Source organism: Nocardia cyriacigeorgica GUH-2, assembly GCF_000284035.1.
Taxonomy (GTDB): Bacteria; Actinomycetota; Actinomycetes; order Mycobacteriales; family Mycobacteriaceae; genus Nocardia; species Nocardia cyriacigeorgica_B.
In genome coordinates this window covers 83,712-104,431 of record NC_016887.1, presented here as the reverse complement: position 1 = coordinate 104,431, position 20,720 = coordinate 83,712, and the positions used below count along the sequence as shown (strand labels likewise).

The window sequence follows — 20,720 nt, the reverse complement described above, 5'->3', positions numbered from 1 at the left end:
CAATGCCGGAGACGATCAGCGCACCGACGACCGCCGAGCGGGTGCGCAGCGCCTGCGCGCACGCGGAGTATTCGGTGCTGGCACTGCCGGGCACCGATCCGATCCCCACCTCGGTGCATCATCTGCGCGAATGCGGCGACGCCGTGATCGCCGTGCCCCGGGACAGCGCCGCCGCCCATGCCGCCGCCTCCGGTGCCGCGGGCGCGCCCGCCGTCCTCGAACTCACCGACCACGCCCCGCTGCCGCTGCGCGAACCGGTGCGCGCGCTGGTGTGGCTGCGCGGCTGGGTGCGGGCCGTGCCCACGCAGGCGCAGCGGGCGCTGGCCACCGAGGTCGCCAAGGAAAATCCCGATCCGGGGCTGCTCGACGTCGGCCACACCGCCACCCTGCTGCGGTTGGTGATCAATTCGGCCGTGGTCGCCGATTCCACCGGCGCCGAATCGGTGTGCGTGGAAGAGCTGCGGCTGGCCCGGCCCGATCCGTTCTGCTCGATGGAATCGGCCTGGTTGCAGCATATGGACGCCGACCACGCCGACGTCGTCGCGCAACTGGCCCGGCATCTGCCGCCGCGATTGCAGCGCGGCAACGTCCATCCGCTGGCCATCGACCGCTACGGGCTCACCCTGCGGGTGGAAGGCGAGGACGGCGACCACGACGTGCGCCTGCCCTTCGCCAGCCCCGCCGACGACGTCGAATCGCTGAGCCGGGCGGTGCGGCTGCTCGCGGGCTGCCCCTTCCTCAACGGGTTGCGCCGCATCTGAGCACGCCGCCCGCGCCGGCGGGCAATAGATTCGGCGGCATGCGCGATGATCTCGGCCGGGCACGGACCGGCGAGCCGACCGATCGGGAACGGGCCGGCATCCGGCTGGAAATCCTGGTCGTCCTCGGCGTCACCTTCGGGCTGAGCGGGCTCAATGCCGCGTTGTCGCTGGTGGAGAGCGCGCTGGCACCGGGCGGGGTGGACGAGCAGACGGTTGCGCTCAATGCCTCGCGTTCGGCGCAGTCCACCATCGACCTGCTGTTCCAGCTGCTCGGCGTGCTGCGGCTGACGGCATGGGCCGGGCTCGGGCTCTACCTGCTCTGGCGCAGCGGCCTCGGCCCGCGCGCCATCGGGCTGGCCCGGGCGCGCTGGCGGCCGGACGCGCTGCACGGTGTGCTGCTGGCGGCGGTGATCGGGCTGCCGGGGCTCGCGTTGTATCTGATCGCGCACGCGGCCGGCGTCAGCGTGACGATCGTGCCCAGCGCCCTTGACGAGCACTGGTGGCGGCTGCCCGCGCTGATCCTGTCGGCCTGCGCCAACTCCGCCGCCGAGGAGATCATCGTGGTGGCGTATCTGATCACCCGGTTGCGCGCGCTCGGCTGGTCGGACAACCGCTCGCTGCTCGCCTCGGCCCTGCTGCGCGGCAGCTACCACCTCTACCAGGGCCTCGGCGGCGGCCTCGGCAATATCGTGATGGGCCTGATCTTCGGCCGCTACTGGCAACGGACCGGCCGGCTCTGGCCGCTGGTCATCGCACACGCGCTCATCGACGCGGTGGCATATATCGGGTATACGGTGCTGCGCGGGCGGGTCGGCTGGCTGCCGTGAGCGGCGACACCGGCGTTTCGCCGCGCCGCCGGGTAACAACCGCCACCGAAACGGGTAAGTACAGTTCGACATGATGAACGGCGACGACCCACGGAGGCGCCGGGTCCCGCCGCAGGCGCCCGGCCGACCCGGCGCGCGTCCGCCCGAACCGGGTATGCGCAGGCCACCGAGCGAACCCGGTCGACGCCCGGCACCGGGCGAGCGGCCCGAGCCGGATCCACGCAGGCCGGGCCCGGCTCCTCGACCGGTCGACCGCCGCTATCCGCCCGGCGAGCCCGTCACCCGCCGCCCCACGTCGGACCGCCCCGACGCGCCTCGCGCCAACCCCAACCGGCCAGGGCCCGGGATGTCCCGACGCCCTGGGCCGGACGGGTACCGCCCGGACGCGGGCCCGCGGCCTGGTGAGCCGCTCATGCGACGTCCTGGAGACCCGGCCGGCTTACGGAAGGACGGACGAGGCGGCCCGGGACCGCAGCCACCGCGCCACATCGAACCGACCCAGGTGCTGCACCGCGACGGGCGCGAGCAGGCGGCGCCGCTGGCCTGGTCGGAAGTACCCGACGCCGACCGCCCACCCGCGCGGGACGGCCGCACGCTGCGCGAAACGGTCGCCTCCCCCGATCCCGCGTACGCCCCGGCCGAACGCCCGCATCGCGCCACTCATGCGCCGACGCAGCGGCCCGTCCCGTTCCGCGACGACGAACCGCCGCGCAGGCGCCGCGATGTCCCGCCACCGCCGCCGAGCCGCCCGCCGCGCGGTGCGGGCCGGGCACCACGACCGCCGCGACCCAAGCGCAAACGGCACCTGTTCCGGTGGTTCCTGGTGCTGCTCGTGGTGTTCGCGCTGCTGATCGTGACCGCGATCATCCAGCTCGACCGCACCCTGCACCGCATCGACGCGCTGGCCGATTACGCCGAGCGGGTGGGCGACACGCCCGGAACGAACTGGCTGCTGGTCGGTTCCGACAGCCGCTCGGGGCTCACCGCCGATCAGGAGCAGGGGCTGGCCACCGGTGGTGAGGTGGGTCCGGAGCGCACCGACACGATCATCCTGGTGCACGTGCCGCCCTCGGGCCGCACGACGCTGGTGAGCCTGCCGCGCGATTCCTACGTCAGCATCCCCGGCTACGGGCAGGACAAGCTCAACGCCGCCTTCGCTTTCGGCGGCCCGCAGCTGCTGGTGCAGTCGGTGGAGATCGCCACCGGACTGCATATCGACCACTACGCGCAGATCGGGTTCGCCGGGTTCGCCGGTGTGGTCGACGCGCTCGGCGGCATCGACGTCTGCGTGCCGCAACCCATCGACGACCCGCTGGCCGGCATCAACCTGGCCGCGGGCTGCCAGACCCTCGACGGTCCGCAGGCCTTGGGTTTTGTGCGCACCCGGGCCACCGCGCTCGCCGATATCGACCGGATGAACAACCAGCGACTGTTCCTGTCGGCCTTGCTGGAGAAGGCCACCAGCGCGAGCACCCTGGCCAATCCGTTCCGGCTGTGGCCGATGGCCCGCGATACCGCGCGCTCGCTGACCGTCGACAACGGCGATCACATCTGGGATCTGGCCCGGCTGGGCTGGGCGCTGCGCGGCGACACGCTGGCGACGACGGTGCCGATCGGCGGGTTCACCGATACCTCCAGCGGCAATGTGCTGCTGTGGGACAAGGCCAATGCGAGCCGGTTCTTCGAGGCACTGGCGGCCGGGCAACCCATTCCGGAGGACCTGCGCGGCGAGTAACGTCGATCATATGTCCGACATCGATGGCGGCCGGTCGTTCCCGGCCCTGCTGCGCGATCAGATCCGGCACGGATTCACCGCGGCCCAGCAATATCTGGCCGCCGCGGTGTACTTCGAGTCGAACCGGCTGCCCCAGTTGGCGCGACATAGTTACGGCCGCTCCGGCGAGCATCGCGGCCATGCGCTGCGCATGGTGCAGCATCTGCTCGACCGCGATCTCGAGGTCACCGTCGGCGGCCTCGACGAGGTGCGCCCGACCTTCGAATCACCGCATGCGGCAATCGCTTTCCTGCACGCGCGGGAGCAGACGCTGACCGATCAGACGGTCGAGTGCGCCAAGGTCGCGCGCGCGTCGGGCGACTATCTCGGCGAGCAGTTCATGCAGTGGTTCCTGGAGCAGCAACTCGACGAGGTCGCCGCCATGACGACGTTGCTGACGGTGTTCGAACGCGCCGCCGGGAACCTGTTCGACGTCGAGGAATTCGCCGCGCGGGAACTGCCCACCACCATCGCGCCGGTGGGCAACTCGGCGCCCAAAATGGCTGGGACAGTGCGCAACTAATTAGGAAACACTATCCTCAATAAGGGTCGACTTGGATGACAAGGACGCTGACCAGCGATAACGTCTGGGTCATGTCCAGCCATCCGGAAACCCCACGCAGCAAATTCCACAGCCTGCTTCACGATCAGATCCGGCATGAATTCAATGCCGAGCATCAATACATCGCGATTGCGGTTTGGTTCGACAATGCCGACCTGCCGCAGTTGGCAAAACGCTTCTACGCCCAGGCCGTCGAAGAACGTAACCACGCGATGATGATCGTGCAGTACTTCCTCGACCGCGATATCAGCATCGAACTCGGTGGAGTCGATGCCGCGAAATCGCATTTCGAGAATGCGCGCGAGCCCATCGCCCTGGCACTGGCCCAGGAGAAGGCCGTCACCGACCAGATCATCCAGCTGGCCAGCACCGCTCGCGAAGAGGGCGATTACCTCGGCGAGCAGTTCATGCAGTGGTTCCTGAAGGAACAGGTCGAGGAGGTGGCCAACATGAACACCCTCCTCACCATCGCCGATCGCGCCGGGTCGAACCTGTTCGATCTGGAGGAATTCATCGCCCGCGAAATGAGCGGCCCGAGCAACACTTCGGGTGCGCCCTCGGCCGCCGGCGGTTCGGTGTAATAACCGGCAACGCTATCGAGCGACGGCAGGCCCAGCACTTCGCGACGTGCTGGGCCTGCCGTTTGTCGCACTGCTCAGCCGGCGCTGGCGCTCAGGCTGCTGAGAAGCGAGGTCACAAGCTCGAGAATGGCGTCCATGATTTCCCTACTTTCCTCATCGGTCGGTGAGGTTTCCCTCACCTACACCAACTTTCGGTGATGCAGAGAACGTAACGGAGCCAAGATTAGAAAGGAGCGTTTTTCACAAAATTACTACGATGGAATTCGTGCTCCAACAGCGACGGCTCCGGGCCGGCCTATCGCCGGACACCGAAGCCGTCGTCGTATTTCCGCCCCGCGCCGAACCGGATCGGCGGCGCGGTACCGATCAGCGCAGAGTGACCTGCCGCGAACGCAGCCCGTCGCGCGAACGCCGCTCCTCGGCCGACATCGGCGCATCCGAGGCCAGCGCCTCGGCCAGCCGGGCACCGAACTCGACCGCGGGCGTGGCCCATTCGGCCGCGTGCCGCTCGGGATCGAGATCGAATACCGGCACCAGCAGCCCGTGGGTGCGGAAGGAGCCCGCGAATCGCGAACCCTCACCCAGATGCAGTCCGCCCGAAGCGTGCAGTCGGGCCAAGGCGAGCATCAGATCGTCTTCGGGCTCCGGTCGAACCCACCGCAGATGCGCCTTCTCGCCGGCGTCGACCCACCAGGCCGCGCCGACCGCGTCGGCCCCAAGATCCAACCGGTCCGACGGCATGATCGCCTGCTTGGCCTGCTCGATGGTCGCGGCGACCTGCGGATCGGGCTCCACGCCCTCGGGCACCCACCAGTCGAAGTCCTGATGCACCGTCAGCTCGAGCGCGGCGCCCGGATCGATGACGTCGGCCAGCGTCGGTCCGCCCTCGACACTCGAAGCGGCGGGCAGCGATTCGCCCGGCTCGGCCGACTGGGTCCACAGGATCGCGGCGGCGAGATCGGCGGCCGGGTTGTCCCCCTCGGCCTGCACCTGCACGCCGACATAGCCGGTCGGCTCATCACCGGCGCGCACCAGCGCGGCGACCGCACCGGGCAGCACCGTCGCGAGGACCACCGAACGTTCGGCGGCGGCGCCGGGCGATAGCTTCAGGGTCGCGGTCGCCGAGGGCACGAACTCGCGCAACGCGACGAGATCGCACTCGGCGGCCAAACCCTCGAACGGGCGCGTGACGGCCTGGGCGGCCTGTTCCAGCGCGGCTCGCCGTTCGGCCAGACGCTGGGCCCGGTTCCCGCCGGGCTTCGGACTGTTGCGCTTGCTCTTACCCACGGCTGGTCAAACTACACCGGTCACAGCGGCCTGCTCCGCGCGCCACGCGCTCTGACCCGCCCGGCTCAGGCGGTGCCGATCGCGCCAGAGCCGGAGGCCCTCCGTGGTGACGCTTCGCTACCGCCTCCGGGCCCTGACCGGCTCAGGCGGTGGCCAGCAGCGCTTTGGTCCGCCCCGGGTGATTGGTCGCCACCCAGCTGACGCCCAGATCGGCGCACAGCCGCACATCCTCCGGATCGTCGACGGTCCAGCAGTAGGTGGCGCGGCCGGCGGCGGCGGCCTTGTCCACCAGGTCGGGGTGTTCGCGCAGGGTCTTCACCGAGGGGCCGACGGCGGTGGCGCCGACCGTGGTGGCTGCGCTGCCGCCCAGGTAGCGCGAGGATTCGCCGAGCAGCACGGTGGGCAGCAGCGGCGCGGCCCGGCGGATCCGCCAGACCGCGGTGGCGGCGAAGGACATGACCACGGCCCGAGAGTGATCGGCCGAGGCGGGGGTGGCGATGCCGAAGCGCTGCAATTCGGCCAGCAGCTTGTTCTCCACCAGCGCGCCGTAGCGCACCGGATGTTTGGTCTCGATGAACAGCTTGGTCGGGCGGCTGCGCCAGTCGAGCACCAGGCCGATGAGTTCGGCCAGGGTGAGCACCGATGCCGGCTCGCCCGCGGCGCCGAAGTCCAGCGCCTTCAACTCGTCCAGGGTGAGCTCGCTGACCAGACCGGTGCCCGAGGACGTCCGGTCGACGGTGCGGTCGTGCACGCACACCAGATGACCGTCCCTGGTCAGCCGGACATCGCATTCCACTCCGTCGGCGCCCTCTTGCAGGGCCAGCTCATAGGCGGCGAGGGTGTGCTCGGGGCGTTCGGCGGACGCGCCGCGATGGGCGACGACGAATGGTGCGCGATTGGGCTGGCTCACTTCGCCACGACCTCCTGCTCCTGATGCTCACGATCGGCCGCCTCTGTGCTCGGCCGGTCCCCTGGCTCGGCACCGGGCCGGCCTTCGGGCTCCGCGGCCGCGGCATCGGCCCGACCGCCTGCTGCCTCGGCCCGGGCTGCGACGGTAGCCGATCCCGGCTGCACCGGTTCGATGACGGGCACCGCCGGGTCCGCGGCCACCACCCAGCGGTGCGCGAGGTGGGCGCGGCCGAGCAGATCGCGGCCCTCCACGACCCGGACCACCCACAGCGTCGCCACCGCGACCCCCGCGGCGACGGCATCGGTGAACGCGGTGAACAGCACGCCGTCGGCCTCGGCCTGGAGCGAGTCGGCGCCGCGCCAGGCCAGCGCCGCGGCCGCACAGGCGCCACCGAGCACCCAGATCGCCCACCACACGCGCACGGCGCGCAACGGCCGCGGGTCTTCGCGGTCGGCCACCATCTCGCTCAGGAAAACGCCTGGCCACAGCAGGTTGACCACCGGAATCACACAGCCGAGCACCAGCGTCCGCGGCGAACGCGGATCGCGCAGGCCCCGGTCGTCGTAGACGGCGCGGCGGGCCTGGATCAGCCAGCCGACCGCGGCGATGGCGGCCAGCAGCGCGAGCACGGCGGCGAACAGCGCGGAGGCGTTGACCAGCGCGTCGGAGAACTTCAGCAGCAGTGGATCGATCAGGTAGGTGCGGTTGCGCAGCAGCAGCAGATAACGGCCCAGTTCGGAGCCGGCCGCGATGGCGAACATCAGCGCCGTCGCGATCAGCAGGGCGGGCAGCCAGCCCGCGAGCACACTCAGCGGCGGACGCGCGCGGACGGGTTCTGGTGCGGGTTCATCGCGCAGACCCCAGCGCGGTATCTCGGTGTAGCGCGGAGTCGGGGTCGGCCCGGCATGCCCGGATGCGACCGAACCGCGCGGACGGTGATCGGGCCTACGGGCGACCCACCGGTAATTGCGGCGTTCGGCGGGCGCGTCGATCGGCCCCGGCGAGAGCAGCACGCCACGGCATCGCGGGCACCAGTGCATCGGCGCCGTCTGCTGTACGGCCCAGCGCGCGCCGCAGCGTGCACAGGGTTGCACCACCGTACTCAATGCCGTCGCACCTCGCTCTTCGTCGTCAGTAGATCTTGGGCTCGTGCTCGCCCTCGCCGACCAGCGGACGGCCCGTGCGCTGCCACTCGACCATGCCGCCTGCGACGAACACGGCGTCGAATCCGACGTGGGTCAGGTATTTGACCGCCTCGAAGGACCGGCCGCCCTGCCGGCAGATGACGTAGAGCTGGGCGTCGTAGTCCAGCTCGTCGAGCCGGGCGGGGATGTCGTCGACCGGGATGTGGATCGCACCGGGCGCGTGGCCGAGCGCCCACTCGTCGGGCTCACGCACGTCGAGCAGGATCGCGTTGGCCTTCTCCGCGGCAGCGCGCACACTGTCGTCGAATTCGCCCGGTACCTCGTTCAGCGGTACCGCCGGGACCTCGGAGCTCGTCACGTGTTCGATCCTGCCATGCGTACCGTACGATCGCGGACTTCCGTGCCCGCCACCGATGTGAACACCGGATGCCTCGAACACGCCGGGCGCAGCGGGGTCCGCGTAGGTTATGCCCCGTGCGCTACCGACCGATGCCCCGATTTCTGGGGGGATGTGGATAAGTCGGTGTAGTTATCCACAGATTCCACAACCTGATCCACAGGCGTCAGCTATCGGTGAGCGCACCGCCCACAGGATGACGCTATCGCGGCTTCAACTGGGAAATCCGGGCCTGGCGGTTGCGAACGACCGATCCGGGACTCCCCTCCAGCCATCCCGGAGCGGTCATCCGCCGCCTCTTCGGGAGCTGCGCCGTCGAAGCTCCCGATATCTACTTGGACGGAAGCGGCCCGGATTCGGTTCCATAAAAATGACAACTCGGGTGAAAACTTGAAATGCGCCGATCTGGGCGGCGTTCTCGGTAGCCTGGCGCTATGAACTCGAGCAGGGGGCTACTTGACGGATTGGACACCGCCGGAATCGACATCGCACTGAGGGAGGCCGCCTGTCTGGGCCTCGCCATCGATGCCGACGCCGGCCGACTCGAACTCGACCTCGAAGTACTCACACTGCCCGCGCAGGAGTCCACCCCTGCCGAAAGCAAGATCCGGATGACCTTCCACGGCGTCAGCCGGGTGGCCGCCTCGCTGCGCATCCACCGCTGGGACGACGTCGAACCCACCGTGCTGCCGCTGGAGCTGGCCGGGCTCGGCGATGCCATCACCAGCTTCGGCGGCGGCCGACTGCACGGCTGGGAGTTCATCGACATCGACGACAGCAGCTGGTCGCTGTGGAGTGAGCTGCTGAGCTTCGACACCATGATCGACCAGCGTGTCTCACCGCATGTGCTCGAGTTCTCCCAGGAGGAGGGCCTCGATCCGCGTGAACTCGACGTCCGCGTCTGGTTCGACGGCATCACCATCAACGATCCCAGCGGCAAGCAGATCCCGCTGCCGGAATTCATCGCCGGCGGTAAGCGCTGGTGGGAGGCGCACGATGTGGGCGATCCGCGCACCCGGCGGCCGGGGATCGCACCTCCGCTCTGAGCGGGCGCCGAGGATCACTCGGAACCACGCGTTTGCCGTCACGGGATCGGGTATCCGCCACGACGAGTGGTTCGACCTGTCCCGGTACCTGCCATGCCGCATTCGCTATCCACAAGCGCGAACCTGCCGACTAGTTAGTCCATCCCGGACATGGTTCGATGCTACGAGTGCGGTTCTTTCCGTCGCCGATGCCTGTGACGTCCATGCGCCCGGGCCGTCCGAGTGAGCACCGTCACCGGAATGCCGGGGCATCGGGGCAAGTTGGAACCGATCGGGTGTACGAATGATGGTCGAGAGCGCTCGCGAGGTTCGCGAGTGCGCGGCCCGACAAGGAAGGGACATCGTGGCTGAGTACACGCTGCCGGATCTGGATTACGACTACAGCGCCCTGGAACCCCACATCTCCGGGCAGATCAACGAGCTGCACCATTCCAAGCACCACGCCGCCTACGTCGCCGGTGCCAACACGGCACTGGAGAAGCTGGAAGCCGCCCGTGAGGCCGGCGATCACAGCGCGATCTTCCTGCACGAGAAGAACCTCGCGTTCCACCTCGGCGGACACGTCAACCACTCCATCTGGTGGAAGAACCTGTCCCCCAACGGTGGCGACAAGCCGGTCGGCGAGCTGGCCGCGGCCATCGACGACCAGTTCGGTTCGTTCGACAAGTTCCGCGCGCAGTTCACCGCCGCGGCCAACGGCCTGCAGGGCTCGGGCTGGGCGGTGCTCGGTTACGACACCCTCGGCCAGAAGCTGCTGACCTTCCAGCTCTACGACCAGCAGGCCAACGTGCCGCTGGGCATCATCCCGCTGCTCCAGGTCGACATGTGGGAGCACGCCTTCTACCTGCAGTACAAGAACGTCAAGGCCGACTACGTGACCGCGTTCTGGAACGTCGTCAACTGGGCCGACGTGCAGGACCGCTTCGCGAAGGCCGTCAACCAGGGCAAGGGCCTTATCTTCGGGTAAATCCCCGACGCGCCCGGGGCCGCGACACCGCTGGTGTCGCGGCCCCTTTGCGTTTGAGCTGGTGAGAAGCCTTCTGCAGGCCGTCGCCTGGGCGTGCTAGCACTCTTTGGTACTTGTGTGCCAGATGACATCGGGTTCATTCTTCAAGTCCACAGTTCGAGGACGGGCAATGCCGCCCCCGGTTCCATGACGGGAGGCCTCATGCGCAGTGAAGGTCAGATCGGTGTCACGCCGTTCCAGGCGCGCGGATCGCTCCGCGGGTTCGTCATTTCCGGGCGCTGGCCCGACACCACCAAGGAATGGGCGCAACTGCTGGTGCTCGCGGTGCGGGTGGCCAGCCTGCCGGGGCTGCTGTCCACGTCGACGGTCTTCGGCGCGCGCGAGGATCTGCCCGATGATCCCGAGCCGGGCACCGTCGGGATGGTGGTGGCCGAAGGACCGGTGCTCGGCGAGTCCGCGGTGACGCCGGGGAAGTTTGCCGAGCATGTGCCCGCAGCCCTGCTGATGCTGCATCCGCCGTCGGAAACCAACCCGTCGCTGCCCGAATGCAGCGGCGCCGCCTCGGGTTGTGTGCTGCTGCCCGGCATACCGCATCTGGGTCTGGAACACCGGGCCGCGTGGGCCGAGGCCGAGCTGGACGGAACGGTGACCTCGCTGGTCAGCCGGGTCGGGCTGGATCCGATCAGCGATCCCGATACCGCGGTTCTGGCTATGCTGCTGGCCGCGTAAGGGAACCCGAAACCTGCCGCGCGGATCGCCAAACTTATTGTGCGCATTGCGATTTCGACAACAGTGAGTTGCCGTCGCGATGCCGGTGCGGGTAGAGTCGGCCACAGCGAAGGGGAGTAGCCCCCAATCGCGTAGTCGACATACTGATCCACCGCCCACCGCGGCGCGGGTCCGGCTGCGTGAACCGGAATCCCTCCGGTGGGCGAGACCTTCGGCCGAGACAACCTTTTCGTTGTCGGCCGGAGGCGTCCCGTTTTCCGGCCGACTGGCCGGACCCCGGGAGAACACGCCATATGATCGCCACCGTATTGCTGAGTATCGGCATCGTCTTTCTCGCCGAACTCGGTGACAAGTCCCAGCTGATGGCGCTGACGTTCGCGCTGCGCTATCGCTGGTGGGTGGTGCTCGGCGGGATCGCCACCGCCACCGCCGCGGTGCACGTCATCTCCGTCGCGGTCGGCCATTTCCTCGGCGCCGCGCTGCCCACCACGGCCATCGCGCTGGTCGCCGCGCTCACCTTCCTCGGCGTCGGCGTGTGGACGCTGCGCGAACACCTCGATCCGGCCGGCGAGGAAGAGGAGACCCCGAAGGTCTCGCGGTTCGGCACGGCCGCCCCGTTCTTCGTGGTGCTGTCGGCCTTCCTGCTCGCCGAACTCGGCGACCGCACCATGTTCGCCACCGCCGCCCTGGCCACCGACTACGACTGGGCCGGCGTCTGGCTGGGTTCGACCATCGGCATGGTCGCCGCCGACGCCCTCGCCATCGCGGCCGGCATCCTGGTCGGCAAGCATCTGCCCGAACACGCCATCGGCATCGGCTCGGGTCTGCTGTTCCTGTTCTTCGGCTCACTGACACTCACCGGCGTTGCCTGGCCGAGCCTCGGCACGCTGCCGGGTGCCGCGGTCGCGATCGTCGTGCCGGTCCTCGCGGGTGTGGTGTTCTACTTCCTGCGCCGGCGTCGGGCAGCGGTCACCGACCACATCGTGGCGCGGGAAGGATCCGAGCAGCCTGCTGAGGAACTGCGCTGAAGCCCGGCCGCGCCGCCGCTGAGGTAGGTGGCACGGCCCGGGATACAGCCGGGTATCACCCGCGCGCCAGCGCCTGCCCGTACAGCTCCCCGCCCCGCACGACGAGCTCCACCAGGGGTTCCCGCAATGCGAGCAGCCCGGCCACATCGTCGGTCGCGATCTTGCCGGTCACCATCGCACCGACCGCCGCGGCGAGGGTGCGGCAGGCGAAGCGTTGTTCGGGGGTACGGGCGTCGAGCACCTCGGCGATCCGATCCACGAACAGGTCCTGAAGCTCGATCCGCCGGGCGACGGCCTTGGCGCCGACGGCGTAGACCTCCACCAGGAACAGCCGGGCACTGGCCGGGTCATCGGCCAGGTGCTGGAGGTAGGTGCCGAACAGGCGGCGCATCCGTTCGACGGGATCGTCGCCGAAATCGGCAGTGGGAGCGTCGGTCTCGGCGATCCGGTCGAGTAGCAGCTCGACGGCGCGCTGGTAGGCGGCCTCGAAACAGTCTTCCTTGGAACGGAATTGCTCGTAGAAGGTCTCCCGCGACACCCCGGCCTTCTTCAGGATTGCCGCGACCGACGTTCCGACATAACCGTTGTCGGCCATGGCCTCCCCCATGGCTTGCAGAATCCGCTCACGCTGCGAGGCGACGACGTGTTCCCGGGGCAGACCGTGCCGGCCACGGGGAAGCCGGCGGAGACTGGTGGCCGGGTCGGTCATGGGTGGCTACTCCGGTGTTCGGTCGGGCGGGTGCTGACCCATTCTGCTGGTTCGCTCCGGCTGCTCGGTCGTGAAGGGTGCCGCTTCGGTGCGCGCGATGGCCAGCGCCTGCCCGACCCCGCGCCGCAGGGCCAGTTCGGTGACCCGCTGCGCGATCGGCCGGAACGGGACGACGAACCGCACCCACCAGGGCGAAACCACCTGACGACGGCGGCGCGCGATGGCCCGTTCGACGGCGTCGATGGCCGGGCCCAGCGGTGCCACACCCGAGACGGTGGCGCGGCCGAGCAGCGAGCGCGCGGCCTCGGTGCCGAAGCCGCGCGAGGTCATATCGGTATCGAGTTCGGCGAAGTAGGCGACGCCGACTTTCGCTCCGGTGTGGCGCAATTCGTGACGCAGGGTGTCGCCGAGCGCTTCGACGCCGGCCTTGGACGCGTTGTAGGCGCCCAGCAGCGGCAGGTGCACCGCCGCCGCCAGTGAGGACACCACCAGCGCGTACCCCTCGGGATGGGAGATGTGCGGGCCCGCCGCGCGCACGGTGTAGTACACGCCGAGGACGTTGACCGCCAGCGTCTGCTCCATCACCAGCGGATCCCCGCCGATCAGCGGCAGTTGTTTGGCCACACCGGCATTGGCGACCACCACATCGAGCCCACCCAGCTCACCCACGACAGCCTCGACCGCGGCGTCGACCTGTGCGCGGTCGCTCACATCGCAGTAGCGCCACGGCGCCTCGCCGCAATCACCTGCCACCTGCGCGAGCAACTCCGGTTCCAGTCCGAGCAGCGCCACCTTGGCTCCGTGCGCGGACAACTGCCTGGCCAGCGCGGCTCCGATGCCGCGGGCCGCACCGGTGATCAGCACCCGGCGGCCGTCGACCGATCCACCACATCTCGATGTCATGCGGCCGACCGTACCATCTGCGAACATCAATGTTCGTAAATTCTGGTGACGTGGCGGCCCCGGCGCCAGGGAGTGGTGATCCGCGCCTCACCGGCGACCCGTTAGGGTGCAAATTGACGAAGGGCCAACTGGCTTGTCACGAACGAGAGGACCATCGTGGAGATTTCGGGTTCCGCCGCCATTGTCACCGGAGGCGCGTCCGGCCTCGGCGCCGCCACCGCCAAGCGTTTCGCCGAACTGGGCGCCACCGTCTTCGGACTCGACGTGCCGCAGTCGATCGAGCGGGCCGGCGACAACGTGCCCGCCGGTGTCACCCTCCTTCCGGCCGATGTGACCAGCAACGACGAGGTCAGCGCCGCCGTCGCGAAGGTCGTCGAATCGGGTGCTCCGCTGCGCATCGTGGTCAACTGCGCCGGTGTCGGCTGGGCCGGTCGCATCCTGTCCAAGAACGGCCCGCACGACCTGGAGCTGTTCCGCACCGTCATCACGGTCAACCTGCTCGGCACCTTCAACGTGATGCGCCTGGCCGCCGACGCCATCGCCAAGACCGACCCGGTCGACGACTACGGCCAGCGCGGCGTCGTCATCAACACCGCCTCGGTCGCCGCGTTCGAGGGCCAGATCGGCCAGATCGCCTACTCGGCCTCCAAGGGCGGCGTGCACGGCATGACCGTGCCGGCCGCGCGTGACCTGGCCCAGTTCGGCATCCGGGTCAACACCATCGCCCCCGGCATCATCGACACCCCGATGCTGGCCGGTGTCACCGAGGAGTACCGCAAGGGCCTCGAGGCCGGCGTGCCGTTCCCGTCGCGGCTGGGCCGCCCGGACGAGTACGCGCAGCTGTCGCAGTACATCGTCGAGCACGACTACCTCAACGGCGAGACCATCCGCATGGACGGCGCGCTGCGCATGGCGCCGCGGTAATTTCGCGCTAGCACGGCCCGGCAGGGTTCCGCGCTGCCCGGCACTCGACGCCCGCCCGCCCCACCGCGGGTCGGCGGGCGTTTTGCGTGCGCGTGCAGCGGTTCTGCGTCGATGGATCGGGCCCGAAGCGCGGCCGGTGTCCGGCGTTCCGGTGTTGCAGCGGAGGCGGCGGGGCGCGCAGCGGAGACATGCGGGGCGCGGCCCCGGCAGGCCGCTAACTCCTAACCCGCGCTGCCGGTAGGCGGACGCCGCCACCGATCGCACACCGCGCGGTCGGCATCGGGGCGATCCTTGCCGTCGGCGGCGCAACCCTCGCGGGTGTATCCGTCACGGCCGATGCCGCGGCGGTCGTAGCCGAAGCGGTCCCGGCCGAAGGCGTCGTAACCCGAACGGTCGTAACCGGATCGGTCATAGCCGAAGCGGTCGTAGCCGTGCACGTCATATCCGTCGGGACCGTAGGGGTCGGTCTGGGCCGGTGGGCAACCCGTGCCCATATCGAACCCGCCGTCCGGGCAGGACTTCGGCGGCTTGTGCTCCGGCGTCGACGTGGTGGTCGTCGGCACCGTCGTGGTCGGCGCAGTGGTCGGTGCCGGCGCCGTTGTGGTCGGCGCGGTCGTGGTGGTCGGCGCGGTAGTTGTCGGGTCGGTCGGCGTGGCATATGCGGACGCCGCCGCCACCGCGGGCGCCAGCGCGACGGCTCCCAGCACGGCGGTCCGCGCGACTGCGAGACGTATGCTGCGCCCGCGTGACATCGTGGTCGGCATGGTCGATCTCCTGTCCGGAGTGCGCTGCGCACTCCAGCCGGATCAATCGACGTCCGCGCTGGGCTATTACACATAGCAGCACACAGCTGGGACGCCTAACCCCTTACCAACGGGCACGCGGCGTTCATTTCCCAAGCGGCACTGGGTAACCGGAGGTTTGCGCGGAGGGCGAGGACGGTGCGTGCCGTCCTCGCCCTCGTCCGGTCAGCTCGCTCGAGCGATCGGTCGCCCTCGCCGGCGACAGATCAACTGCGGGCCGGGGACCGATCACCTCGAACCCCGGCCGGCGGCTCAGAGCGTGCGGGTGAGCCGATCGGTGAGGATGTGGGCGAACTTCGCCGGATCCTTCAGCTCGCCGCCCTCGGCCAGCACGGCGGTGCCGTACAGCAGTTCGGCGGTTTCGGTGAGCTCGGGCACCTTGCCTTCGTCGGCGTCCTGTTTGCGCGAGTCGTAGGCCTCGCGCAGACCGGTCACCAGCGGGTGGGTCGGGTTCAGCTCGAGGATGCGCTTGGTCTCCGGCAGCACCTGGCCCGAGGCCCGGTACATCCGCTCCAGCATCGGAGTGAAGTCGAAGACATCGCCCACCAGGCAGGCCGGTGAGGTGGTGAGCCGGTTGGTCAGGCGCACCTCCTTGACGTTGTCCTCGAGGGTCTTGCCCAGCCAGCTCAGCAGCTCGGCGAAGTCCTTGTCCTGCTGCTCACGCAGCTGCTCGGACTCCTTCTTCTCCTCTTCGGTCTCCAGATCCACCTCGCCCTTGGCGATGGATTTGAACGGCTTGCCGTCGAACTCCGGCACCGAGCCGACCCACATCTCGTCGACCGGGTCGGTCAGGATCAGCACCTCGAGACCCTTGGCCTGGAACGCCTCCAGATGCGGCGAGCTCTCCACCTGCTGACGGGATTCGCCGGTCATGTAGTAGATGGCGTCCTGGCCGTCCTTCATCCGCTCCACGTACTGCGCGAGCGTGGTGAGCTCGGAATCGGAGTACGTCGAGGCGAACGACGACACCGACAGGATGGTGTCGCGGTTGTCGAAGTCCGACAGCAGGCCCTCCTTGAGGACGCGGCCGAACTCCCGCCAGAAGGTCTGGTACTTGTCCTGCTCCTCGGCGCCCTGGATGTCCTTGACCGTGGACAGCACCTTCTTGACCAGGCGCTTGCGGATCATCTGGATCTGGCGGTCCTGCTGCAGGATCTCGCGCGAGACGTTGAGCGACAGATCCTGCGCGTCCACCACACCCTTGACGAAGCGCAGGTATTCCGGCATCAGCTCTTCGCAGTTGTCCATGATGAACACCCGCTTCACGTAGAGCTGCACGCCGCGCTTGTGCTCGCGGGTGAACAGGTCGAACGGCGCCGTCGACGGAATGAACAGCAGCGCCTGGTATTCGAAGGTGCCTTCGGCCTTGAGCGGGATGGTCTCGAGCGGCTCGTCCCAGGCGTGGCTGACGTGCTTGTAGAACTCCTTGTACTCCTCGTCGCTGACCTCGCTCTTGGGGCGGGTCCACAGCGCCTTCATGGAGTTGAGGGTCTGCTCTTCGACGATCGTCTTCTCGTGTTTGTCCTCGCCCTCACCCTCGGTGACGGTGCGCTCCACCTGCATGCGGATGGGCCAGGCGATGAAGTCGGAGTACTTCTTGACGATGTCGCGGAGCTTCCACTCCTGGGTGTAATCGAAGAGGTGATCGTCTTCGTCGGCGGGCTTGAGGTGCAGCGTCACCGCGGTGCCCTGCGGGGCGTCGTCGACGGTTTCGATGGTGTAGCTGGAGCTGCCCGCCTCGGCGGTCCAGCGGGTGGCCTCGGTCTCCCCGGCGCGACGGGTGGTCAGGGTGACCTTGTCGGCGACCATGAAGGTGGAGTAGAAGCCGATGCCGAACTGGCCGATCAGCTCCTCGGCGGCGGCCTCGGATTTGGCCTCGCTGAGTTGTTTGCGCAGCTGGGCGGTGCCCGACTTGGCGAGCGTGCCGATCAGGTCCACCACCTCGGCGCGCGACATGCCGATGCCGTTGTCCTTGACCGTGAGGACCCGCGCGTCCTTGTCGACCTCCAGCTCGATATGCAGGTCGGAGGTGTCGACGTGCAGGTCCTTGTCCTTGTAGGACTCCAGCCGCAGCTTGTCCAGCGCGTCGGAAGCGTTCGAGATCAGCTCCCGCAGGAACGTGTCTTTGTTGGAGTAGACCGAGTGGATCATCAGCTCGAGCAGCTGATGGGTTTCGGCCTGGAACTCGAGTTGTTCGACGTGCTCTGTCACGCCGAAATGGTACCGCCGCCGCCGATCGCCTCCGACGCCCGCGAGCGGTCCCCCACCTGCGCGAGGTCGGCCACCTGGCCGAAATCGGACAGCGCGGGGACCTCCAGCTCGGCGCGATGCGGGCCGGGCACCCGCGGGCACATCCATTCGCGCAGCACCATGGTGGCGCGCACGTCGTCTTCGTTGTACTCCAGCAGCCGGGTGCGCTGGGTGAGATCGGGTTCGCCGTCGTAGCCGACCGCCAGCCGGTACCAACTCATCGAGGCCTCACCATTGGCCTCGGCGTCGCGCCAGGCGAAGCCGGCCACCGGCGCGATCTTCTTGAGGCCCTTGCCGTTCGGGCAGATGAACTGCTCGGTGACGGCCTGGAACATGTCGACCCACTGCGGCGAATCGACGAAGGCGCGCACCTGCTCGACCGTCGGCACACCCGGCTGCCCGGCGAACCGGCGCGCCGACTCGTAGAGCCATTTGTCCTCGGCGGTGCGCGAATAGCAGTAGGCGGCAAAGGTTTTCCCTGCGGCGGCGGCCTCGGCGCGCACCCGCATCAGCCAGGTCCAGAATTCGCCGAAGGAGCGGCCCTCGTCCTCGGTGGGCAGCGGATCCCAGGTGACGAACGGGCGGTACACCCCGTCGAGCAGGGTGCCCCACAGATAGGCGCCGAATTCCTGGAAGCTCTCCAGGTCGACGTCGACCTCCACATCGGCGCGGCGCACCCGCACCTGGTCGAACCGGCGCACCAGCGGCGCGCCGGCGATCCAGGCACGCGCGGTGACCACGGCTTCGTCGAACGGGCCGTGCTGCCAGTCCTCGGGTTCGGGCCCGGACCAGGCGGCCAGATCGTCGATGGTCTGCACGCCGTGCCCGCGCAGCACGTCGGCGCGTGAGCCCGGCGCCACCAGGCTGACGTCTCGGTGGTCGATCAACCAGCCCTCGCAGCCGCGCCCGTCGGCCCCGCCGCGATTCCACCACGGGCACTGCCTGCACTCGGGCACCTTCGACGGCACCGTGGGCAGCTCACCGCGCACCACCGCGATCCGGTCGGCGTAGCGGCGGTCGTAATCGGCGAGTATCTGGGTGAGGTCGTGCACCAGGATGCGGTCGAAGTGGTAGCCGATCACCCCGCCGACCACGGCCGGACTGGCCAGGCCGTGCCGTTGCAGCATGCGGTAGAGGTGGGCCAGGCGCTGCTGATCGCGCGGCTGCTGACGCAGCTTGCGATGCGGGTCCGGCTGCGGATCCCAGTGATACAGATCGGAGGTGGTGGGGTGGAATTCGGCCGGTTCCGGCTGACGGGGATCGGTGACCTTGTGGTTGACCACGATCACCGGGATGTAGCCGCCCCGGTCCAGATCGCGCAGCAGGATCTCCGCGCCGCCGCGGCGGCCGGTATCGGGTTCCTGCGGCAGCAGCCCGCCCCAGATGCACAGCGCACCGGCCGCGCAGGCGCGCATGGTGGATTCGGCCCGCTCCGCCGCGCGCAGCTCGGGGTCGATCACCACCCACTGTTCCGGGCGGGCGCCGACCAGGGCGTCGCGCACCCGCTGCCGATGCGCGACCGCGGCCTCGCGGCGCTGCTGAACGCCCGGATCCTCGCGGAAGCCGGCGATCAGCTCGGGCTGGGCGGCGTTCATATTGAGCCGGTGCCTGCACCCGATCAGCGCCCTGGCATCGAGAAACGCGGGCGCGGCGGCGACGGACCGATCCTGTTCGGTTCCCTCGTCCAACTCGCGACCCTCTCGATCGACCCTGCCCGGATGCACGTAAGCAGTATGGTCCCTACCCCCGACACAACCGCGAATCGTCTCCCGGCCCCCGCTGTTCGCACCCGCGCCCTCGCAGCGAGCGGGCGCGACCGGATAGGGTGTCGGCAAACCGTGTGACATGGGCGGACAGGCACCTCACGGGCCGAGCCGCCAGGGCGAACCAGCATGACGGAGGGCCATCGATGGGGTTGTTCACGAAGCGTAAGCGGCGCCCGAGCCGCCGGGCCGAGGCGAAAGCCCTCAAGCACAAGGCGGCCCTGGAGGCCAAGCTCGCCGCCAAGAACGATCGCAAACAGCGTCGCGCGGAAAACCGCACCCAGAAGAAGGTCGCCAAGGCCCAGATCGCCGCCCTGCAGGCGGAGGAGAAGGCGGCGCTGAAGGCCGCGGCCAAGGCCGAGCGCGATCCGTTCAGCGTGGGTCAGGTGAAGAAGTACATCGGCGTGGCCCGGATCCTGGTGCCGGTGCTGGCCCCGCTGGCCTACCGCGGGGCCACCTTCGTGCGCGGTCAGCTCGACAACCGCAAGGCCCATCAGCTCGGCATCGGCGTCGAACAGCTCGGTGAGTACACCGGCCACGGCGCCCGGCTGCACGCCAGGATCGCCAATACCGAGGCCGCGCTCGACAAGGTCGGCGGCAACAACGGCGAGGCCGACAAATTCGTCGCGGCCACCCGCAACCGCCTGGAAGCCCTCACCGCCGCCGTGCGCACCGCCGACCAGATGCCCGCCCAGCGCCGCCGCGCCGTGCACAACTCCATCGCCACCGAACTGACCGGCATCGAATCCGACGTGCTGGCCCGCCTCGGCGTGCGCTGATCCACCCGCTCCGATGGACCGACGCCCGACCTCCGGTAGCCCGCGCGGCTTCCTGGTCGGCGCGTCGGCCGGTGCGCTCGCGGTGGCCGCGCACGGGCTCGCCGGTGGCGGGTATCCGTCCTCGGCGGAGCTGGCGCTGGTTCTGATCGCCGCCGCCGTGACCGGCCTGGCCACCGGGCTGCGGCCGATGGGTCGCGGGCCGGTGCTCGCCCTGCTGGTCGCGGGTCAGGTAGCCGGGCATTTCGCCCTTACCGGGCTCTACGGTCACGAGCACGCCTCGTCGACTACCGCTCCGCTGGCCGGTGAACTGCTCGGCGGGTATCTGCCGTCGGGCCCGATGTTGCTGGCGCACTTCATCGCAACCGTCGTCTGCGCCGCGCTGATCCCGCTCGCCGAACGGCTCTATCGCGCGGTATCGGCGGCGCTGCGGATCGCGGTGGCGGCACCCCGCACGCCCGCGCTGTACCGGCCGCTCGACGCCGGCGTCTCGACGTCGAAGCTGCTCGGCCGCTCTCCGAACGGTGCCGCCGGCCCGCGCGCCCCACCGGCGGCGCGCCCGGCCTGACGCACCAATT

The 20,720-nt window shown here is 69.2% G+C and carries 21 protein-coding genes; 12 read left to right on the top strand and 9 right to left on the bottom strand.

Translation table 11 applies throughout. From position 1 onward, the window contains the following. The first annotated feature begins 2 nt into the window (after positions 1 to 2). The 5 genes from NOCYR_RS00500 to NOCYR_RS00480 all read left to right on the top strand — a co-directional run bounded on the left by NOCYR_RS00500 (position 3) and on the right by NOCYR_RS00480 (position 4,505). Entirely contained in the window at positions 3 to 761 is a 759-nt protein-coding gene (locus NOCYR_RS00500) for a DUF2470 domain-containing protein (RefSeq protein ID WP_014348396.1), read from the top strand. 38 nt (positions 762 to 799) lie between these two features. After that, entirely contained in the window at positions 800 to 1,588 is a 789-nt protein-coding gene (locus NOCYR_RS00495) for a CPBP family intramembrane glutamic endopeptidase (protein ID WP_014348395.1), read from the top strand. 502 nt (positions 1,589 to 2,090) lie between these two features. Next, positions 2,091 to 3,323, top strand: a complete 1,233-nt coding sequence (locus tag NOCYR_RS00490; protein ID WP_014348394.1) for an LCP family protein — start codon at positions 2,091 to 2,093, stop codon at positions 3,321 to 3,323. A 10-nt stretch (positions 3,324 to 3,333) separates the two neighbouring features. Then, positions 3,334 to 3,885, top strand: a complete 552-nt coding sequence (locus NOCYR_RS00485; RefSeq protein ID WP_014348393.1) for a ferritin — start codon at positions 3,334 to 3,336, stop codon at positions 3,883 to 3,885. A gap of 71 nt (positions 3,886 to 3,956) precedes the next feature. Further along, positions 3,957 to 4,505: a ferritin gene (locus NOCYR_RS00480; RefSeq protein WP_014348392.1), complete on the top strand. Its 549-nt coding sequence runs from the start codon at positions 3,957 to 3,959 to the stop codon at positions 4,503 to 4,505. A gap of 366 nt (positions 4,506 to 4,871) precedes the next feature. Here the strand turns inward: NOCYR_RS00480 and NOCYR_RS00475 are convergent, their stop codons facing one another. From NOCYR_RS00475 to NOCYR_RS00460, 4 genes are all read right to left on the bottom strand, one after another. Next, a complete protein-coding gene (locus NOCYR_RS00475; RefSeq protein ID WP_014348391.1) occupies positions 4,872 to 5,792 on the bottom strand; it encodes a DUF5926 family protein in 921 nt (306 codons plus the stop codon). A gap of 142 nt (positions 5,793 to 5,934) precedes the next feature. After that, the gene (locus tag NOCYR_RS00470) at positions 5,935 to 6,702 is read right to left on the bottom strand and encodes a glycerophosphodiester phosphodiesterase (RefSeq protein ID WP_014348390.1); all 768 of its coding nucleotides are present in this window, start codon (positions 6,700 to 6,702) and stop codon (positions 5,935 to 5,937) included. Continuing rightward, positions 6,699 to 7,715: a DUF4328 domain-containing protein gene (locus tag NOCYR_RS00465; protein ID WP_014348389.1), complete on the bottom strand. Its 1,017-nt coding sequence runs from the start codon at positions 7,713 to 7,715 to the stop codon at positions 6,699 to 6,701. The genes NOCYR_RS00470 and NOCYR_RS00465 overlap by 4 nt, the downstream gene beginning before the upstream one ends. A 118-nt stretch (positions 7,716 to 7,833) precedes the next feature. After that, positions 7,834 to 8,205, bottom strand: a complete 372-nt coding sequence (locus NOCYR_RS00460) for a rhodanese-like domain-containing protein (protein WP_014348388.1) — start codon at positions 8,203 to 8,205, stop codon at positions 7,834 to 7,836. 473 nt (positions 8,206 to 8,678) lie between these two features. Between NOCYR_RS00460 and NOCYR_RS00455 the strand changes: the two genes are divergently transcribed. From NOCYR_RS00455 to NOCYR_RS00440, 4 genes are all read left to right on the top strand, one after another. Next, positions 8,679 to 9,290 carry a hypothetical protein gene (locus NOCYR_RS00455; RefSeq protein WP_048832496.1) on the top strand — a complete coding sequence of 204 codons (612 nt, stop codon included), beginning with the start codon at positions 8,679 to 8,681 and terminating at the stop codon, positions 9,288 to 9,290. Between the two features lie 343 nt (positions 9,291 to 9,633). Then, positions 9,634 to 10,257 carry a superoxide dismutase gene (locus tag NOCYR_RS00450; protein ID WP_014348386.1) on the top strand — a complete coding sequence of 208 codons (624 nt, stop codon included), beginning with the start codon at positions 9,634 to 9,636 and terminating at the stop codon, positions 10,255 to 10,257. 201 nt (positions 10,258 to 10,458) lie between these two features. Continuing rightward, a complete protein-coding gene (locus tag NOCYR_RS00445; protein ID WP_014348385.1) occupies positions 10,459 to 10,986 on the top strand; it encodes a hypothetical protein in 528 nt (175 codons plus the stop codon). A 293-nt stretch (positions 10,987 to 11,279) separates the two neighbouring features. Next, positions 11,280 to 12,014 (top strand): TMEM165/GDT1 family protein, encoded by a 735-nt coding sequence (locus tag NOCYR_RS00440; RefSeq protein ID WP_014348384.1) that lies wholly within the window; start codon positions 11,280 to 11,282, stop codon positions 12,012 to 12,014. Between the two features lie 55 nt (positions 12,015 to 12,069). On the opposite strand, the gene NOCYR_RS00435 is transcribed toward NOCYR_RS00440, so the two are convergent. Next, positions 12,070 to 12,723, bottom strand: a complete 654-nt coding sequence (locus tag NOCYR_RS00435) for a TetR/AcrR family transcriptional regulator (RefSeq protein ID WP_014348383.1) — start codon at positions 12,721 to 12,723, stop codon at positions 12,070 to 12,072. 6 nt (positions 12,724 to 12,729) lie between these two features. Further along, complete coding sequence (locus NOCYR_RS00430; RefSeq protein WP_048832494.1) at positions 12,730 to 13,626, bottom strand: SDR family NAD(P)-dependent oxidoreductase; 897 nt, start codon at positions 13,624 to 13,626, stop codon at positions 12,730 to 12,732. 156 nt (positions 13,627 to 13,782) lie between these two features. Here NOCYR_RS00430 and NOCYR_RS00425 point away from each other — a divergent pair, with 156 nt between their 5' ends. Continuing rightward, complete coding sequence (locus NOCYR_RS00425; RefSeq protein WP_014348381.1) at positions 13,783 to 14,550, top strand: SDR family NAD(P)-dependent oxidoreductase; 768 nt, start codon at positions 13,783 to 13,785, stop codon at positions 14,548 to 14,550. A 221-nt stretch (positions 14,551 to 14,771) separates the two neighbouring features. On the opposite strand, the gene NOCYR_RS28050 is transcribed toward NOCYR_RS00425, so the two are convergent. The 3 genes from NOCYR_RS28050 to NOCYR_RS00405 all read right to left on the bottom strand — a co-directional run bounded on the left by NOCYR_RS28050 (position 14,772) and on the right by NOCYR_RS00405 (position 19,198). Continuing rightward, entirely contained in the window at positions 14,772 to 15,314 is a 543-nt protein-coding gene (locus tag NOCYR_RS28050; protein WP_081505258.1) for a hypothetical protein, read from the bottom strand. Between the two features lie 291 nt (positions 15,315 to 15,605). Beyond that, positions 15,606 to 17,564 (bottom strand): molecular chaperone HtpG, encoded by a 1,959-nt coding sequence (gene htpG, locus NOCYR_RS00410; RefSeq protein WP_014348379.1) that lies wholly within the window; start codon positions 17,562 to 17,564, stop codon positions 15,606 to 15,608. Continuing rightward, positions 17,561 to 19,198, bottom strand: coding sequence for a TM0106 family RecB-like putative nuclease (locus NOCYR_RS00405; RefSeq protein WP_228793158.1), 1,638 nt, complete (start codon positions 19,196 to 19,198; stop codon positions 17,561 to 17,563). The genes htpG and NOCYR_RS00405 overlap by 4 nt, the downstream gene beginning before the upstream one ends. Before the next feature lie 314 nt (positions 19,199 to 19,512). On the opposite strand from NOCYR_RS00405, the gene NOCYR_RS00400 reads away from it, so the two are divergent. Both NOCYR_RS00400 and NOCYR_RS00395 read left to right on the top strand, forming a co-directional pair. Further along, positions 19,513 to 20,145: a DUF6474 family protein gene (locus tag NOCYR_RS00400; protein WP_014348377.1), complete on the top strand. Its 633-nt coding sequence runs from the start codon at positions 19,513 to 19,515 to the stop codon at positions 20,143 to 20,145. A gap of 13 nt (positions 20,146 to 20,158) precedes the next feature. Further along, complete coding sequence (locus NOCYR_RS00395) at positions 20,159 to 20,710, top strand: hypothetical protein (protein ID WP_014348376.1); 552 nt, start codon at positions 20,159 to 20,161, stop codon at positions 20,708 to 20,710. Positions 20,711 to 20,720 lie beyond the last annotated feature (10 nt).

Bases quoted from the DNA above. Each gene is read 5' to 3' on its own strand.
- NOCYR_RS00500 (WP_014348396.1), top strand. From the start codon at position 3: ATGCCGGAGACGATCAGCGCACCGACGACCGCCGAGCGGGTGCGCAGC.
- NOCYR_RS00495 (WP_014348395.1), top strand. From the start codon at position 800: ATGCGCGATGATCTCGGCCGGGCACGGACCGGCGAGCCGACCGATCGG.
- NOCYR_RS00485 (WP_014348393.1), top strand. From the start codon at position 3,334: ATGTCCGACATCGATGGCGGCCGGTCGTTCCCGGCCCTGCTGCGCGAT.
- NOCYR_RS00480 (WP_014348392.1), top strand. From the start codon at position 3,957: ATGTCCAGCCATCCGGAAACCCCACGCAGCAAATTCCACAGCCTGCTT.
- NOCYR_RS00455 (WP_048832496.1), top strand. From the start codon at position 8,679: ATGAACTCGAGCAGGGGGCTACTTGACGGATTGGACACCGCCGGAATC.
- NOCYR_RS00445 (WP_014348385.1), top strand. From the start codon at position 10,459: ATGCGCAGTGAAGGTCAGATCGGTGTCACGCCGTTCCAGGCGCGCGGA.
- NOCYR_RS00440 (WP_014348384.1), top strand. From the start codon at position 11,280: ATGATCGCCACCGTATTGCTGAGTATCGGCATCGTCTTTCTCGCCGAA.
- NOCYR_RS00435 (WP_014348383.1), bottom strand. From the start codon at position 12,723: ATGACCGACCCGGCCACCAGTCTCCGCCGGCTTCCCCGTGGCCGGCAC.
- NOCYR_RS00430 (WP_048832494.1), bottom strand. From the start codon at position 13,626: ATGACATCGAGATGTGGTGGATCGGTCGACGGCCGCCGGGTGCTGATC.
- NOCYR_RS28050 (WP_081505258.1), bottom strand. From the start codon at position 15,314: ATGCCGACCACGATGTCACGCGGGCGCAGCATACGTCTCGCAGTCGCG.
- NOCYR_RS00405 (WP_228793158.1), bottom strand. From the start codon at position 19,198: ATGAACGCCGCCCAGCCCGAGCTGATCGCCGGCTTCCGCGAGGATCCG.
- NOCYR_RS00400 (WP_014348377.1), top strand. From the start codon at position 19,513: ATGGGGTTGTTCACGAAGCGTAAGCGGCGCCCGAGCCGCCGGGCCGAG.
- NOCYR_RS00395 (WP_014348376.1), top strand. From the start codon at position 20,159: ATGGACCGACGCCCGACCTCCGGTAGCCCGCGCGGCTTCCTGGTCGGC.